This is a genomic window from Paraburkholderia madseniana (assembly GCF_009690905.1).
GTDB lineage: Bacteria > Pseudomonadota > Gammaproteobacteria > Burkholderiales > Burkholderiaceae > Paraburkholderia > Paraburkholderia madseniana.
Map to the genome: position 1 here is coordinate 237,950 of NZ_VOSW01000001.1, position 15,765 is coordinate 253,714.

Sequence of the window (15,765 nt, forward strand, 5' to 3'; positions counted from 1 at the left end):
TCACTCTTCTCAGTGTGGCGCACGGCTTTGATATGAGAAAACCGCGCCGCCTGAATCATTCAGCGTCCGCTGCGCGCACTGCGCGTACGAACGCCGCCATCCGGGCGTGATCTTTCACGCCCTTGGCGCCCGGCACTTCGATGCCGCTCGAGACATCGACCGCGTACGGGCGCACGCGATGGATCGCATCACTGACGTTTTGCGCGTTCAACCCACCACTCAAAACGGCCCGACGCGCGAGCTCTGCTGGAATAAGTGACCAATCGAAAACCTTCCCGCCGCCGCCATAGCCTTCGACATGGGTGTCGAACAGGAGGGCGCTGGCTGCTGAATAGTTAAGCGCTGATTTTACCAAATCTGCCGGCTGAGTATCCGCTGCGACTCGCAAAGCGCGCAACCAAGGCAAACCCGCAACACTGGCGAGGGATTCACACTGCTCAGCGGTTTCGTCGCCGTGGAACTGCAGCAGCGTAAGCCCGACATTGCTGGCGACTTCGCGAATCCAGTCCGGCGTTGCGTTCACGAACAAGCCGACCACCGATATGAACGGCGGCACGTCGTGTACCAGCTCTACTGCCTGCGCAACGCTCACCGAACGCGGGCTCGGCGGGTAGAACACGAGGCCGATCGCGTCGGCGCCGAGGTCGATCGTCAGCGACACGTCTTCCGGCTTCGACAGGCCGCACAACTTGATACGCGTGCGATGCGGCGCGGCATGCTGCTGCGCGCCGGCGTTTGCTTCGGCTGCCAGATTTTCAGTTGATTTCATGTTTGCGCTTGCTCGGTCCAGACGGTACTCCACGGCACGCTGCCGGTCTGCGGCGCGGGCACGGCGAATTGCTCAGGATATCCCACCTGCGCCAGGTACAGGCCGTCAGGCATGAAGGTCGGCGCGGCACAATCGCGATCGCGGCTGGCAAGAACCTCTGCCATCCATTCGGCCGGATGGCGTCCCCGGCCGATATCGACCAGACAGCCCATCAGGTTGCGCACCATGTGATGCAGGAACGCGTTCGCCCGAAACCGGAAATGAACGAAGTCGCCCTGTTGCCGCATGTCGATCTGATACAGATGTTTGACCGGCGTTTTCGCCTGGCATTGCGACGAACGGAATGCCGAAAAATCGTGCTCGCCGATCAGATGAGCGGCCGCGGCCTGCATGGCGTCGACGTCGAGCGGCGTGTGTACCCAGCCGGCCCGCGTATCCTGCATTGGCGAACGGAACGGATGGACGTACAGGACGTAGTAATAGGTCCGTTCGAACGCCGAAAAACGCGCGTGGAATTCGTCGGGCATCGGCTTGGCCCATTGCACGGCGATCGTCTTCGGCAGGAAGGCGTTGGTGCCGCGAATCCACGAAAAGTCCGTGCGATCGAGTTCGGTGTCGAAGTGCACGACCTGGCCGAGGCCGTGCACGCCGGTATCGGTGCGCCCAGCCACAATGGTTTGCACAGGCGTTTGCGCGAACTCGCGCAACGCCCGTTCAAGCTCGTCCTGCACGGTCTTGCCGTGCGGCTGCGACTGCCAGCCGCAGAATGCTGAGCCGTCGTACTGAACGCCTAACGCAATACGCTTCACGACAACGGCGCGAGCGTCGAGAGCAGCGCGCGCGCCTCAGTGCGCGTGGCCGGATCGTTCGCTTCGATCACTTCGTTGATGAGCGTGCGCGCGCCGGACAGATCGCCGAGGTCGATATATTCGGCGGCCAGATCGAGCTTGTTGCGGGCGATGCGGGTGAGATCGGCCCGCGTGAAGGCCGGCAACGGCTGAGCCGGGCTCGGCGGCAACTCCAGGTCGAAATCGAGCTTCAGCGCGCCGAAGCCGGCCGCGCCCAGGCCCGCGACGGCTGCATGGCCTGCGGTGCCGGCGGCGATTTCGTCAGCGACATGCGGGAAGTCGTCCGGATCGTGCGGCGCTACGGCTTGCTGCGCGGCGGTTTCCGGGGAGGCAACCGGCGGCGTCGCCAGCGATCCGGGTACGCTCACCGCTGCGTCGTCGGTCGATTCGACGCGCGGCGGCAATGGCATGTTCAGACTGCTGAAGGCATCGAGGGCATCGCGTGGGAACTCGGTCGGCACGGACAGCGCGGGCTGAACTGGTGCAACGGGTGCCGGTTCGAAGTTCGGTGCGCCATCGGGCGTCGCGGGTTCGGCGTGCAGATGTGACTGCGGTTGCGGTTCGTAAGACGGTTGATGCGTCGGTTCGACGTGAGCCGCGCCCTGTTGGGCTGTGGGCACTGCCGGCACCGAAGTATCGGGCACCGGATGCGCCGACGTCTCGCTGTGCGGCTGGCCGAACGGCGAAGTCGTGTGCGGTTCAGCCTGCTGCCGCGTGAAGTCGATGACCGGCGGCGGGGTGTCCTGATGGCTCCACGACTCTGCACGCGACTCATTCGTCGGCTCTGCCAACGGCATGGCCGGCGCGCTCGATGCCGGTTCGTCGTCCCATTGCAGACGGTGCGGAGGCACCTCTTGCTGGAAGCTCTCGTCGACCGGTTCAAGTGGAGTCAGCGGCAATGCTTCGGCACCGAGTTCCGCGGCGGCTGCGAGGCTCGCAGCCGTGGTTGCCCCGTCGAGATTCTCGTGATGGGCCGAGGGAAGAGGTTCGGACGTGGGACCGCCGTGGCCGATCGATTCGGTGTCCGGGCTCGATTGCGTAGCTTCGAACGGCGCGGGTGTCGGGTGGACTTCCTGCGATGCGTGTTGGAACGCATCGTGGTCTTGTGAGGGCGAGCCTGTGTGAGGTTGGCGGGCAGCGGCTTCGTGTTCTGCTGCGGCGCGTTGTGCCGCGTCGTGATCTTCCGCCGCACGCGCAGCCGCGGCCTGGTCTGCCTCCGCGCGTTCGGCTTCTGCGCTTTCTACCGCAGCGCGCTCCGCTTCTGCACGTTCCGCCGCCAAGCGTTCGGCCGCCGCGCGTTCTGCACTTTCTCGCTCTGCCGCCTCGCGCACCGCCGCTTCCCGCGCAGCCGCCGCGCGAATTTCCGCTTCGCGCTCTGCTGCCACGCGTTCCGCCACTTCTCGCGCTGCCGCTTCATCCCCAGCGGTCTCGTGGCCAGCCGGCGCCACCGCAGCCGCGTACCCGGCTGCCGCTTCGCCGCTCACGTCCGACGCTTCGCGCGTCGAATCGACATCCTGCGACCCAGCCGCTCGCGCGGAAGCCGCCGCTGCGTCCTCCGCCAGCGAGCCGCCTGCGGCGGCAACACCAACGCGCTTACGTCGACTCAAACGCAACGCCGCCAGCAACACGACCAACGCCGCGCCGATCGCCGCCGCGATGCTCAAATTCGTCTGCGAAATGCCAGCGTCGGTCGACGTGGAAATCGGCGCGCTGCCATGACCGGAAACGGCTGCCGCGGACGAAACACCGGCGGCCGGTTGCGCACCATTTGTAGCAGGCGGCACCGGCGCGGTCGGCGTACCACCGATGCCATGTTTCTGCAGTTCCATCAGCACGCGGTTTTTCAGCGCGAGCAATTGCTGCAAGCTAGAAACCTGCGCACGCGGTTGCGATGCCGGTTGAGCGGTGGACGTTGCAGCTGCTGTGGCAGCCGCCGACGCCCCTTCGGCAGCCTCACTGGCCGAGGGCTGGATCGCTCCCGACCAGACATGTGCGCCGCTGGCTGGCACGGCTTGCGACCCTCCTGCTACTGGAGCCGCGCCGGCCGCTGCGGAGCTACCCGGCATCGCCGAGCTGGCTTCAGCCGTCGAGCTGGCCGTCCCTGAAACCGCAGGCATGGCAGCCTGAGCCGCAGCGCTTGCCGCGCTCGCTGCGGCGGCATTGACCTGCGCCACACCGCTCGCGGCGCCGACAGCAGCACCAACCGCCGCCGCGTTCGGCGCGGAAGCCGGCGCAGCCGTAGTGGCCGATGGCGCGGCAGACGCAGACCCCGCAACCGGCGCAGAAGCCGCCGGAGCACCGGTTGCATCGAGAGCCGGGATCGTCAACAGCGCACCGACGCGCATCCGGCTCGGGTCATGACTCATGAAGGCATTCGGATTCGCATCGAACAGCGCGCGCGAAGCGCGTGCGAGCGTCCCCTTGTCGTGCGATTGCGTGACGGCAATCGCCACGTCGTTCAACGACTGCCCGGGCCGCACCGTATATTGGCTCCCGGCGGCGTAAGAAACGGAAGCGCCCTCGGGCGCGCTCGCGGCGTCGCCCGGCGCTGCCACCGCGCTACCCATACCGGCGCCCGCCAGCGCGAACGCCAAGGCGGCCACGGCCATCAGCCGGCCCGTACCTTGATGCATAGACATAGCCCGAAGGGAAGAGAGTCGAAGGTTCATCGGGACTCCAGGCGCGTCAGCGCGCAGCCCTTTTTTGCGGTTGGAAAGAGACAAGATAATCGGAGCACACAATGAAAAAAGCGCCGCGCAAGCGCGACGCTTTTTGAGTTTTCTACGCGTCGTGAGCGCGTAGTTTACTTTACTTGTCGAGCACAATGCGAAGCATGCGACGCAGCGGTTCTGCCGCGCCCCACAGCAGCTGATCGCCGACCGTGAAGGCCGACAGATATTCGCCGCCCATCGCCAGTTTGCGCACACGGCCAACCGGCACCGTCAGCGTGCCCGTGACCACGGCCGGGGACAGATCGCGCATCGACGCTTCGCGTTCGTTCGGCACAACCTTGACCCAGTCGTTACCCGAGGCGAGGATGCTGTTCACTTCGTCCAGCGGCACGTCCTTATTCAGCTTGATGGTCAGTGCCTGCGAGTGGCAGCGCATTGCGCCGATCCGCACACAGAGGCCATCTACCGGGATCGAACCCGGCGTGCCCATAGCCGGCTTGCCGAGGATCTTGTTGGTTTCCGCGCCGCCCTTCCACTCTTCCTTCGACATGCCGTTGCCGAGATCCTTGTCGATCCACGGAATCAGCGAGCCCGCGAGCGGCACACCGAAGTTGTCGGTCGGCATACGGTCGCTGTTCATTGCACTCAGCACGCGGCGGTCGATGTCGAGAATCGCCGACGACGGATCCGCCAGGTCTTCCTTGGCCGCGCCGTACAGCGTGCCCATTTGCTGCAGCAGTTCGCGCATGTTTTGCGCGCCTGCGCCCGAAGCGGCCTGATACGTCATGGCCGTCATCCAGTCGACGAGGTTTTCGCGGAACAGGCCGCCCAGCGCCATCAGCATCAGGCTGACCGTGCAGTTGCCGCCGATGAAATTCTTCTGGCCCTTGACCAGCGCGTTCTTGATCACGTCGAGGTTGACCGGATCGAGAATGATGACCGCGTCATCCTTCATGCGCAGCGACGAGGCCGCGTCGATCCAGTAGCCGTTCCAGCCCGCTGCGCGCAGCTTCGGGAACACTTCATTCGTGTAATCGCCGCCTTGGCAGGAGATGATCGCTTCGCACTTCTTCAGGTCTTCGATGCTTGTCGCATCTTTGAGCTTGGTCTCGTTTTTGGCGAACGACGGCGCGTTGCCGCCCGCGTTGCTGGTGCTGAAAAACACCGGTTCGATCAAGTCGAAATCGCCTTCCTGCTGCATACGTTGCATCAGGACGCTGCCGACCATACCGCGCCAACCTACGAGACCTACGTTCATGACTTCATACCCTTCGAATGGAAACTTCCCCGCATCTTTGCCCGCAGTGACCGCGCGGGGAAGATGAGCGGGCACGACGGACGATCAGCGTTTCGTGATCGTTTTCGGGGTAATCGCTTTTGTGGTGGTAATGGCGAGCTCAACCACACGGGCCGTTTTGCCGTGCAGTTTCGAAATCGAGGAGATTTGAGCCATGTGCGCCATCGCTACAATATACACGAAAACCGGAATCTGGCGACGTGATCGTCTGCCGCTATCGTCCGTATTACGCGCGAATCGGCCTGTTTTGAGGCCAATTCGCGTTTTAAAGGCCGTTTGACCGCCTAACTACAACCTTTACCACGTGCTGTTTCAAAGGCCGTTACAGCGCGGCGACCACTGCGTCGCCCATCGCCACGGTGCCGACCTGCTTGCAACCCGGCGTCAGAATATCGCCCGTGCGGAGGCCCTGTTCCAGCACCTTCTTCACCGCGTTTTCGATGCGATCCGCCTGTTCCGCCTTGTTCAGCGAATAGCGCAGCATCATCGCGGCCGACAGAATCGTAGCCAGCGGATTCGCCACGCCCTTACCGGCGATGTCCGGCGCCGAACCGTGCGACGGCTCGTACAAGCCCTTGTTGTTCTTGTCGAGCGAGGCCGACGGCAGCATGCCGATCGAACCCGTCAGCATGGCGGCTTCATCCGACAGAATATCGCCGAACATGTTGCCGGTCACAACCACGTCGAACGCCTTCGGCGCCTTGACCAGTTGCATCGCCGCGTTGTCCACGTACATATGCGACAACTCGACGTCCGCGTATTCCTTCGACACGTCGATCATCACGTCCCGCCAGAACTGCGACGTTTCGAGCACATTCGCCTTGTCCACGCTCGTCAGCTTCTTCTGACGCTTTTGCGCGGCCTGAAAAGCGACGTGCGCAATGCGGCGCACTTCCGGTTCCGAATAACGCATCGTGTCGAAGCCTTCCTTCGCGCCTTCGAACAGCCCATCCGGCGACGAACGCACGCCGCGCGGCGCGCCGAAGTAGATGTCGCCGTTCAGTTCGCGCACGATCAGGATGTCGAGACCCGAAACAATTTCTTCCTTCAACGAGGAAGCACCAGTGAGCTGCGGATAGCAGATTGCCGGACGGAAGTTCGCGAACAATTGCAGGTGCTTGCGCAGACCGAGAATCGCCTGCTCCGGGCGCAGCGCGCGTTCGAGCGAGTCGTATTTCCAGTCGCCGACGGCGCCGAACAGGATCGCATCGGCTTCTTTCGCCAGCGCCAGCGTCGAATCGGGCAGCGGATGGCCCTTGGCTTCGTAACCCGCGCCGCCAACCGGTGCTTCTTCGAGTTCGAACTTTTCGCCGAGCACGTTCAGGACCTTCACGGCCTCCTTGACGATTTCGGGACCGATGCCGTCGCCCGGCAAGACTGCGATCTTCATGCGAATTTCCTTGATGATTTTTCTGTTTATCCGACGATGCGGTGATTCAGCCACGGCTGCTTCGCGATCCGCTCTGCTTCGAACTGGCGAATCTTGTCAGCGTGACGCAGCGTGAGGCCGATATCGTCGAAGCCATTCAGCAGACAGTACTTGCGGAACGCCGCCACTTCGAACGGATACTCGGCGCTACCGTCTGACGTGCGCACGACTTGCGCTTCCAGGTCGACGGTCAGCTTGAAGCCGTTGAACGCGTAGGTTTCGTTGAACAGGTGATCGACTTGCTGTTCGGTCAGCACGATCGGCAGCACGCCATTCTTGAAGCAGTTGTTGTAGAAAATATCGGCGAAGCTCGGCGCGATGATCGCGCGGAAACCATACTGCTCCAACGCCCACGGCGCATGCTCACGCGAGCTGCCGCAACCGAAGTTCTTGCGCGCCAACAGCACCGATGCGCCCTGATAGCGCGGCTGATTCAGCACGAAATCCGGATTCAGCGGACGCTTCGAATTGTCTTGACCCGGCTCGCCGTGGTCGAGGTAGCGCCATTCGTCGAACGCGTTCGGACCGAAACCCGTGCGCTTGATCGACTTCAGGAATTGCTTCGGAATGATCGCGTCCGTGTCGACGTTCTCACGATCGAGCGGCGCCACGACGCCGGTGTGTACGATGAATTTATCCATGACGCTTGCGCCTGTTTCAAGACCAAACGATGCGCGTGGCGGCCGGAAAGCCGCTCGCGCATCGCCGGCAAAAATCAAAAACCGCTTATTTGTCAGCGTGATTGCTGATCGAATTGCCGAGGTGCGACATGTCCTCGCCAAATCCGTGCACCGTGTTGCAGCCAGCCAGACCGAACAATAGCCCGGCCAAGGTACCGAGTGCGAAGCGGCGCAATAGAGTGGTGCGATTCATGTTCTTCATCATGCGTGTTTATCCAAGCTTGCGAATATCGACGAAATGCCCTTCGATAGCCGCTGCGGCAGCCATCGCGGGGCTCACGAGGTGGGTACGGCCACCGGCGCCCTGACGACCTTCGAAATTACGATTCGACGTGGACGCGCAACGCTCGCCCGGATCCAACCGGTCGGCGTTCATTGCGAGACACATCGAGCAACCGGGCTCACGCCATTCGAAACCGGCATCCGTAAAGACCTTGTCGAGGCCTTCGCGTTCCGCTTGCGCCTTCACCAGACCCGAACCCGGCACGACCATGGCCAGACGAATGTTCGGTGCGACGCGGCGGCCGAGCTTCTTCACGACGTATGCCGCAGCGCGAATGTCTTCAATGCGCGCGTTGGTGCACGACCCAATGAAGATTTTATCCGGCTTGATGGATTCGATCGGCGCATTCGGTTCGAGCGCCATGTATTTCAACGCGCGCTCCATTGCGTCACGCTTGACCGGGTCCTTTTCACGCTCAGGATCCGGCACGCGGCCGTCCACGGCAGTGACCATCTCCGGCGAAGTGCCCCACGTGACTTGCGGCACGATTTCAGCGGCGTTCAGCTCGACTACACGGTCGAATTGCGCGCCTTCGTCTGACTTGAACTGCTTCCAGTACTCGACCGCGTGATCCCATTCGACGCCTGCCGGCGAGAAGGGACGGCCCTTCAGATATTCGATGGTGGTGTCGTCCACAGCGACCATGCCGGCGCGCGCACCTGCTTCGATCGCCATGTTGCAGACCGTCATGCGACCTTCCATGGACAGCGCGCGAATCGTCGAACCGCCGAATTCGATTGCGTAGCCCGTGCCGCCTGCCGTGCCGATCTTGCCGATGATCGCGAGCACGATGTCTTTCGCGGTACAGCCGCGCGGCAACGGGCCTTCGACCTTCACCAGCATGTTCTTGCTTTTCTTCTGCAAGAGCGTTTGCGTGGCCAGCACGTGTTCGACTTCCGACGTGCCGATACCGTGCGCCAGCGCGCCGAACGCGCCGTGCGTGGACGTGTGCGAGTCGCCGCAGACAATGGTCATGCCGGGCAGCGTTGCGCCCTGCTCCGGCCCGATGATGTGCACGATGCCCTGACGCAGGTCGTTCATCTTGAACTGCGTGATGCCATAGGCGTCGCAGTTCGTGTCGAGCGTATCGACTTGCAGCTTGGAGACCGGATCGGCAATGCCGTGGCTGCGATCCGTGGTGGGGACGTTGTGGTCCGACACCGCCAGATTCGCGCTGATGCGCCACACCGGACGCTCAGCCAGCTTCAGGCCTTCGAACGCCTGAGGGCTGGTGACTTCGTGCAGCAGGTGACGGTCGATATAGAGAATCGTCGTACCGTCTTCTTCCGTGTGGACCACGTGTGTGTTCCACAATTTGTCGTAGAGAGTCTGTGCCATGGTATGCGGAGTAGTAATGACTGCGGGCTGACTGTGTCGGTCGATTATGCCACGCAGAACCCGGCTTTGGGCCCATGAATCATGCAAAAAACCGATAAAAAACAGGGAGTTGGGTGGTAGTGGCGATACCTGTATGGGTGTTACCCGGCAAGGGATTGCATGGGGCAATACGAAGCTTGAAACGCGGCTCGTTGCCCGGGAGTTTCCGGCGGTTGACACCCGCGAACAAGTGGTTCAACTTCGCCAAGCCTTTGTATTCGCGATATGTTTGGCTTTCCCCGAGTGCAACCGCGGGCTGGTAAAAAAATTTGCGAGAAAGACGGATTTCGAACAAAAAACTTGTTGGGATACAAAAAAAACGCTGAACTGCGCCTGAACGACAAATTTTTGGCCATGCGATGGCAGCGCTTCAGCGTAAAAAAACCTTCAGTCATACGGCGTTTTGTAAAAAAAACTGTGCCGATATAAAAAAATATTTGTAAACTGCACGTTTGGGATAATTTTTCGGGACACTCATGTCAGCCGTCGGTTACGAGTACTTGCGCCAGCAATTGAACCTGAGCGCGCTGGAGCTCAAGCGGCCAGCCCTCGTGAAACCGGTCACGCGGCTGACCAACATCAACGACTGTCTGTCCGTTCCCAAAAACATGGCGCCGGCAGACGGAGCCTATCTTGACCACGTGCTCTTTGCTTTGAAGCACGAAGGCACCAATTTGGCGGTTCTCGCCCAAACATTGCCGAACATCAGTGCCGAGGATCTCCTGGCGGAACTGCGCCGCTCGCCTAGCGGTGGCTATATACGGAAAGCCGCATTTCTCTGGGAGACATTCACCGGTAAAGAACTCGAAGGCGCACCGGTTGCCGGTGGCGCTGTCATCCCCTTGTTTGATCCCACCCAGTACTACACAGGTCCCTCTGTGCGTAATGCACGTTGGAGAGTCGACTTCAACGGCCTTGGTTCAATGCGTTATTGCGCAACGGTCGCACGCACGCCAACGATTACTCAACTCCTCGAGTCAGACGTTCTCACACGGGCGCGCGAGTTCATGGCGTCGCTGCCGGCAGAGATGCAAGACCGGGCGCTCAGTTGGGCTTATCTCCACGAAACACAAGATTCGTTCGCTATCGAGAAGGAAGCGCCCTCCGAAGACAAGGCTCAGCGCTTCGTCAAGCTTCTGCGGCAAGCACATGAGCGTCATCCACTCAGCGAAGAATATCTCGTCGAATTGCAGAACATCTGCGTAACAAATCCACTGGATCAAGCCGCGTCTTATCGCGCGGAACAAAACCATCTGCAAAGCGGCCTGCGGGGAGCGGCGGGCGTGACATACGTGCCGCCACCGCCGGACATGCTGACTGATCTGATGGCAGATTGGCTAGCATTTGCCAACTCCGCGCCCACCCAAGTAGACCCGCTCATTGCGGCAAGCATCATCTCGTTCGGCTTCGTGTTCCTGCACCCGTTCATGGATGGTAACGGCCGGCTCTCACGCTTCCTGATTCATCACGCGCTCTGCTCATCGGGCAAACTCGAAAACGGCCTGCTTCTGCCGGTATCGATTGCCATGAAACGAGAGGAGCAGGCTTACCTGGAAGCCTTGCGGGATTTTTCAAAACCAATCCGCGAACGTTGGCAAGTCCGCTGGTTGGACGAAATGAAATACGACTTCAAATTTCAAGGTGACGTGTCGATTTATCAGTTCTGGGACGCGACTCCGGCGGTCGAGTTCGTCGCCAGAATGGCCGACCTCGCACTGGAAGTTGAGCTTCGTCAGGAGACGCTCTTTCTGCAACGGTATGACAAAGTGCTGCGCGCGGTAAATCAGCGATATGACGTGCGCGGCAGTACGCTTTCGACGCTCGTCATGATGTGTCTCGATAACGCTGGGAAAGTGTCTAAAAATCGCCGGAAGCAGTTCGCCAACCTCGTGCCTGAAGCGATTTTCGACGCCATCGAAGCTGAAGCGAAAGCCGTTCTGGACGAAGAGAATGAGTTGAGGGAGGAGCCCGGACATACACCGGACAACACTTAGTCCGCGGCTTGACGGCTTCGTCCTCAACGCCTGACGCTCGAGATCTATCGCCGCAAACAAAACGCCCCAACGATAAACCCGTTGGGGCGTTTTTTATCAGCTGATTCCGCACTGGCTCGCAGCAGTCACAACCCTACGAACCACGCAGATTCAAACCCGATCAGCGTTGCGCAATCGGCTTCGCTTCACGTTGCGTGTCGCCGATGAACAACTGACGCGGACGGCCAATCTTCTGTTCCGGATCAGCGATCATTTCGTTCCACTGCGCAATCCAGCCGACCGTACGTGCCATCGCGAAGATACACGTGAACATCGAGGTCGGGATGCCCAGCGCGCGCTGCACGATGCCCGAGTAGAAGTCGACGTTCGGGTACAGCTTGCGCGACACGAAGTATTCGTCTTCCAGAGCGATCTTTTCCAGCGCCATGGCCAGCTTGAACAGCGGGTCGTCGTGCAGGCCCAGCTCTTCCAGCACTTCGTGGCAGGTTTCGCGCATCAGCTTCGCACGCGGATCGTAGTTCTTGTAGACGCGGTGACCGAAGCCCATCAGCTTCACGCCCGAGTTCTTGTCCTTCACCTGCTTGATGAACTCAGGAATATTGTCGACCGAGCCGATTTCTTCCAGCATGTTCAGTGCGGCTTCGTTCGCACCACCGTGTGCCGGGCCCCACAGGCAAGCGATACCGGCCGCGATACACGCGAACGGGTTAGCGCCCGACGAACCCGCCAGACGAACCGTCGACGTCGACGCGTTCTGTTCGTGGTCTGCGTGCAGGATCAGGATACGGTCCAGCGCGCGCACCAGCACGTCGTTGACCTTGTACTCTTCGCACGGGTTCGAGAACATCATGTGCATGAAGTTCGCGCTGTACGACAGGTCGTTCTTCGGGTACGCAAACGGCTGGCCGATGCTGTACTTGTACGCCATCGCGACGAGCGTAGGCAGCTTCGCGATCATGCGAATGGCCGACACTTCACGGTGACGCGGATTGTTGATGTCGAGCGAGTCGTGATAGAACGCCGACAGCGCGCCGACTGCAGCGACCAGAATCGCCATCGGGTGCGCGTCGCGACGGAAGCCACGGAAGAAGAAGTGCATTTGCTCATGCACCATCGTGTGCTTCGTGACGGTGTTCACGAACTCGTCTTTCTGCTGCGCGTTCGGCAGTTCGCCCTTCAGCAGCAGATAGCAGGTTTCGAGGAAGTCGGCGTTTTGCGCGAGGTTGTCGATCGGGTAGCCGCGATACAGCAGCTCGCCCTTGTCACCGTCGATGTACGTGATCGCCGAATTACACGCCGCCGTCGACATAAAGCCCGGGTCGTACGTGAACTTGCCGGTCTGGCCGTACAGTTTGCGGATGTCGATCACGTCCGGGCCGAGAGTGCCCTTGTAAATCGGCATTTCAACGCTCGGCGAATTGTCGCTGAACGATAGCGTGGCTTTAACATCTGACGGGGTCATAGCACATCCTCAATCGAAGTATGGAAACAGGGTTTCGATAATTTGCACGCCTTGGAACAACGGACAAGCGGCGCTCAAGACGTTAGCGGCGCTCAAGCATTCCGCAACAGCTCCAGCACCCGGATCACATCCGGGTCGGCAAGTTCGCCTTCCGGTTCCTTGCGAACGAGCAGCAAGTCCATCAGGTCGTTATCGCTCAGCTCGAGCAGGCGCGTGAGAGCGCCTACATCGGCATCGCTGAGGTCATGCTCATATCGGCTGAAAAAACGTTCAAAGATCAGATCGTTTTCCAGCAGGCCCCGCCGCGCGCGCCAGCGAAGGCGCGCGCGGCGGAGAGGGTCGGACTGATGCGATGTTTCGTTCATGTCAGTACGCGCCGGGCCGCCCCAAGCGTACTGACCGCCCCCTCGGGGGGCAGCGAACGATAGGGAGCGTGGGGGCTGTTCATATCAAACTGCGCGGCGAACCATCAATTCCTTGATCTTGCCAATCGCCTTGGTCGGGTTCAGGCCCTTCGGGCAGACGTCGACGCAATTCATGATCGTATGGCAACGGAACAGACGGTACGGATCTTCCAGGTTGTCGAGGCGTTCACCCGTCGCTTCGTCGCGGCTATCCGCGATGAAACGATAGGCTTGCAACAGACCAGCCGGGCCGACGAACTTGTCCGGATTCCACCAGAAGCTCGGGCACGACGTGGAGCAGCTAGCGCACAGAATACATTCGTACAGGCCGTCGAGCTCGTCGCGTTCTTCCGGCGACTGCAGACGTTCCTTTTCCGGCGGCGGCGTATCGTTGATCAGGTACGGCTTGATCGAGTGATACTGGTTGAAGAACTGCGTGAAGTCGCAGATCAGGTCGCGCACGACGGGCAGGCCCGGCAGCGGACGCAGCACGATCTTCTGCGGCAGGTCGTTCATGTTCTGCAAGCAGGCCAGACCATTCTTGCCGTTGATGTTCATCGCGTCCGAACCGCACACGCCTTCGCGGCACGAACGGCGGAACGACAAGGTTTCGTCCATCGCTTTCAGCTTGAGCAGTGCATCGAGCAGCATGCGTTCGTGCGAGTCGATTTCGATCTCGTACGTTTGCATGCGCGGCGCTGCGTCCTTGTCCGGATCGTAGCGGTAAATTTCAAATGTACGCTTGGCCATTTCTGAATTCCTTTGACTTGTGCCTTAGAAGGTACGCGCTTTCGGCGGTACCGATTCGACCGTCAGCGGTTGCATCTGAACCGGCTTGTAGTCGAGGCGATCGCCTTCGCTGAACCACAGCGTATGGCGCAGCCAGTTTTCGTCGTCGCGATGTTCGAAGTCGTCTTGCGCGTGCGCGCCGCGGCTTTCCTTGCGCGCTTCGGCGGAAACCATCGTGGCGCGGGCCACTTCGATCAGGTTCTCCACTTCCAGTGCTTCGATACGTGCCGTGTTGAACACCTTCGACTTGTCTTTCAGGTAGATGTTGTCGACACGGTCAGCCACTTCGCGAATCCGCTCGACACCTTCGGCCAGCAGCTTCGACGTGCGGAACACGCCGGCGTGCGCCTGCATCGTGGAACGGATGTCGGCCGCAACGGTCTGCGAGTATTCGCCCGACGTGGATTTGTCCAGCTTGTTCAGACGCGCCAGCGAGAAATCGCCTGCGTCGGCCGGCAGCGGCTTGTGCTCCTTGATGTCCTTCACGTGCTTGACGATGTGATTGCCGGCCGCGCGGCCGAACACCACCAGGTCGAGCAGCGAGTTCGTACCGAGACGGTTTGCGCCGTGCACCGACACGCACGAGCATTCGCCCACTGCGTAGAAACCGTTGACGACTTCCTTGTGATCCCGCGACGTGCCAACGACCTGGCCGTTGATGTTCGTCGGGATACCACCCATTTGATAGTGGATGGTCGGCACAACCGGAATCGGCTCTTTAATACAGTCGACGTTCGCGAACTTCATGGCGATTTCGCGGATCGACGGCAGACGCTTCATGATCGTCTCAGCGCCGATGTGCGACAGGTCGAGCAGCACGTGGTCCTTGTTCGGACCCACGCCGCGGCCTTCCTTGATTTCCTGGTCCATCGAACGCGAAACGAAGTCGCGCGGCGCCAGGTCCTTCAGCGTCGGCGCGTAGCGTTCCATGAAACGCTCGCCGTTCGAGTTACGCAGAATGCCGCCTTCGCCACGCACGCCTTCGGTAATCAGCACGCCCGCGCCGGCCACGCCGGTGGGGTGGAATTGCCAGAACTCCATGTCTTGCAGTGCGATACCCGAACGCGCAGCCATGCCCAGGCCGTCACCGGTGTTGATGAACGCGTTCGTGGATGCTGCGAAGATCCGGCCCGCGCCGCCCGTAGCGAACAGCGTGGTCTTGCCTTCGAGGATATAAACGTCGCCGGTTTCCATTTCCAGCGCGGTCACGCCAAGCACGTCGCCGTCGGCGTCGCGGATCAGATCCAGCGCCATCCATTCGACGAAGAACTGCGTCTTGGCAGCCACGTTTTGCTGGTACAGCGTGTGCAGCAGCGCGTGACCCGTACGGTCAGCGGCCGCGCAAGCGCGTTGCACCGGCTTTTCGCCGTAGTTGGCGGTGTGGCCGCCGAACGGGCGTTGGTAAATCGTGCCGTCAGCGTTGCGGTCAAACGGCATGCCGAAGTGTTCGAGCTCGTACACGGCGTTCGGTGCTTCACGGCACATGAACTCGATCGCGTCCTGGTCGCCGAGCCAGTCGGAACCCTTGATCGTGTCGTAGAAGTGATAGTGCCAATTGTCTTCGCTCATGTTGCCGAGCGAGGCGCCGATGCCGCCTTGGGCAGCGACCGTGTGCGAACGCGTCGGGAACACCTTGGACAGCACGCAAACCGACAGACCGGCGCGCGCGAGTTGCAGCGAAGCGCGCATCCCCGAGCCGCCCGCGCCGACGATAACCACGTCAAACTTGCGACGCGGCAGAGAATTCTTGATTGCAGCCAT

The 15,765-nt window shown here is 61.0% G+C and carries 14 protein-coding genes; 2 read left to right on the forward strand and 12 right to left on the reverse strand.

Translation table 11 applies throughout. From position 1 onward, the window contains the following. Positions 1-55 precede the first annotated feature (55 nt). From FSO04_RS01025 to leuC, 8 genes are all read right to left on the reverse strand, one after another. Positions 56-769, reverse strand: a complete 714-nt coding sequence (locus FSO04_RS01025) for a phosphoribosylanthranilate isomerase (RefSeq protein ID WP_154557947.1) — start codon at positions 767-769, stop codon at positions 56-58. Next, positions 766-1,578, reverse strand: coding sequence for a tRNA pseudouridine(38-40) synthase TruA (truA, locus tag FSO04_RS01030; protein WP_168435519.1), 813 nt, complete (start codon positions 1,576-1,578; stop codon positions 766-768). The genes FSO04_RS01025 and truA overlap by 4 nt, the downstream gene beginning before the upstream one ends. Beyond that, a complete protein-coding gene (locus tag FSO04_RS01035; protein ID WP_414693366.1) occupies positions 1,575-4,256 on the reverse strand; it encodes a FimV/HubP family polar landmark protein in 2,682 nt (893 codons plus the stop codon). Before FSO04_RS01035 ends, truA begins: the two co-directional genes overlap by 4 nt. Before the next feature lie 169 nt (positions 4,257-4,425). Next, positions 4,426-5,547: an aspartate-semialdehyde dehydrogenase gene (gene asd / locus FSO04_RS01040; RefSeq protein ID WP_027805102.1), complete on the reverse strand. Its 1,122-nt coding sequence runs from the start codon at positions 5,545-5,547 to the stop codon at positions 4,426-4,428. A 361-nt stretch (positions 5,548-5,908) separates the two neighbouring features. Continuing rightward, positions 5,909-6,976, reverse strand: a complete 1,068-nt coding sequence (leuB, locus tag FSO04_RS01045; protein WP_054034794.1) for a 3-isopropylmalate dehydrogenase — start codon at positions 6,974-6,976, stop codon at positions 5,909-5,911. A 26-nt stretch (positions 6,977-7,002) separates the two neighbouring features. After that, positions 7,003-7,656, reverse strand: a complete 654-nt coding sequence (gene leuD, locus FSO04_RS01050; protein WP_154557949.1) for a 3-isopropylmalate dehydratase small subunit — start codon at positions 7,654-7,656, stop codon at positions 7,003-7,005. Positions 7,657-7,741: 85 nt separating this feature from the next. Then, a complete protein-coding gene (locus tag FSO04_RS01055) occupies positions 7,742-7,900 on the reverse strand; it encodes an entericidin A/B family lipoprotein (RefSeq protein WP_154557950.1) in 159 nt (52 codons plus the stop codon). 6 nt (positions 7,901-7,906) lie between these two features. Further along, the gene (gene leuC / locus FSO04_RS01060) at positions 7,907-9,316 is read right to left on the reverse strand and encodes a 3-isopropylmalate dehydratase large subunit (protein ID WP_154557951.1); all 1,410 of its coding nucleotides are present in this window, start codon (positions 9,314-9,316) and stop codon (positions 7,907-7,909) included. A gap of 133 nt (positions 9,317-9,449) precedes the next feature. On the opposite strand from leuC, the gene FSO04_RS01065 reads away from it, so the two are divergent. Beyond that, positions 9,450-9,692, forward strand: coding sequence for a hypothetical protein (locus tag FSO04_RS01065; protein ID WP_154557952.1), 243 nt, complete (start codon positions 9,450-9,452; stop codon positions 9,690-9,692). 139 nt (positions 9,693-9,831) lie between these two features. Next, positions 9,832-11,349: a Fic family protein gene (locus FSO04_RS01070; RefSeq protein WP_154557953.1), complete on the forward strand. Its 1,518-nt coding sequence runs from the start codon at positions 9,832-9,834 to the stop codon at positions 11,347-11,349. A 160-nt stretch (positions 11,350-11,509) separates the two neighbouring features. On the opposite strand, the gene gltA is transcribed toward FSO04_RS01070, so the two are convergent. The 4 genes from gltA to sdhA all read right to left on the reverse strand — a co-directional run bounded on the left by gltA (position 11,510) and on the right by sdhA (position 15,765). Further along, a complete protein-coding gene (gene gltA / locus FSO04_RS01075; RefSeq protein ID WP_028196113.1) occupies positions 11,510-12,811 on the reverse strand; it encodes a citrate synthase in 1,302 nt (433 codons plus the stop codon). Positions 12,812-12,903: 92 nt separating this feature from the next. Beyond that, positions 12,904-13,176: an FAD assembly factor SdhE gene (locus tag FSO04_RS01080; protein ID WP_097397112.1), complete on the reverse strand. Its 273-nt coding sequence runs from the start codon at positions 13,174-13,176 to the stop codon at positions 12,904-12,906. Between the two features lie 84 nt (positions 13,177-13,260). After that, positions 13,261-13,965 (reverse strand): succinate dehydrogenase iron-sulfur subunit, encoded by a 705-nt coding sequence (locus tag FSO04_RS01085; protein WP_054034792.1) that lies wholly within the window; start codon positions 13,963-13,965, stop codon positions 13,261-13,263. 24 nt (positions 13,966-13,989) lie between these two features. After that, a complete protein-coding gene (gene sdhA / locus FSO04_RS01090) occupies positions 13,990-15,765 on the reverse strand; it encodes a succinate dehydrogenase flavoprotein subunit (RefSeq protein WP_093634934.1) in 1,776 nt (591 codons plus the stop codon).

What these genes read in the sequence shown, in the direction of transcription:
- FSO04_RS01065 (WP_154557952.1), top strand. Translation starts at nt 9,450, where the DNA reads ATGGGTGTTACCCGGCAAGGGATTGCATGGGGCAATACGAAGCTTGAA.
- FSO04_RS01055 (WP_154557950.1), bottom strand. Translation starts at nt 7,900, where the DNA reads ATGATGAAGAACATGAATCGCACCACTCTATTGCGCCGCTTCGCACTC.
- FSO04_RS01035 (WP_414693366.1), bottom strand. Translation starts at nt 4,256, where the DNA reads ATGTCTATGCATCAAGGTACGGGCCGGCTGATGGCCGTGGCCGCCTTG.
- asd (WP_027805102.1), bottom strand. Translation starts at nt 5,547, where the DNA reads ATGAACGTAGGTCTCGTAGGTTGGCGCGGTATGGTCGGCAGCGTCCTG.
- sdhA (WP_093634934.1), bottom strand. Translation starts at nt 15,765, where the DNA reads ATGGCTGCAATCAAGAATTCTCTGCCGCGTCGCAAGTTTGACGTGGTT.
- FSO04_RS01025 (WP_154557947.1), bottom strand. Translation starts at nt 769, where the DNA reads ATGAAATCAACTGAAAATCTGGCAGCCGAAGCAAACGCCGGCGCGCAG.
- leuB (WP_054034794.1), bottom strand. Translation starts at nt 6,976, where the DNA reads ATGAAGATCGCAGTCTTGCCGGGCGACGGCATCGGTCCCGAAATCGTC.
- gltA (WP_028196113.1), bottom strand. Translation starts at nt 12,811, where the DNA reads ATGACCCCGTCAGATGTTAAAGCCACGCTATCGTTCAGCGACAATTCG.
- leuD (WP_154557949.1), bottom strand. Translation starts at nt 7,656, where the DNA reads ATGGATAAATTCATCGTACACACCGGCGTCGTGGCGCCGCTCGATCGT.
- leuC (WP_154557951.1), bottom strand. Translation starts at nt 9,316, where the DNA reads ATGGCACAGACTCTCTACGACAAATTGTGGAACACACACGTGGTCCAC.
- FSO04_RS01070 (WP_154557953.1), top strand. Translation starts at nt 9,832, where the DNA reads ATGTCAGCCGTCGGTTACGAGTACTTGCGCCAGCAATTGAACCTGAGC.
- FSO04_RS01085 (WP_054034792.1), bottom strand. Translation starts at nt 13,965, where the DNA reads ATGGCCAAGCGTACATTTGAAATTTACCGCTACGATCCGGACAAGGAC.
- FSO04_RS01080 (WP_097397112.1), bottom strand. Translation starts at nt 13,176, where the DNA reads ATGAACGAAACATCGCATCAGTCCGACCCTCTCCGCCGCGCGCGCCTT.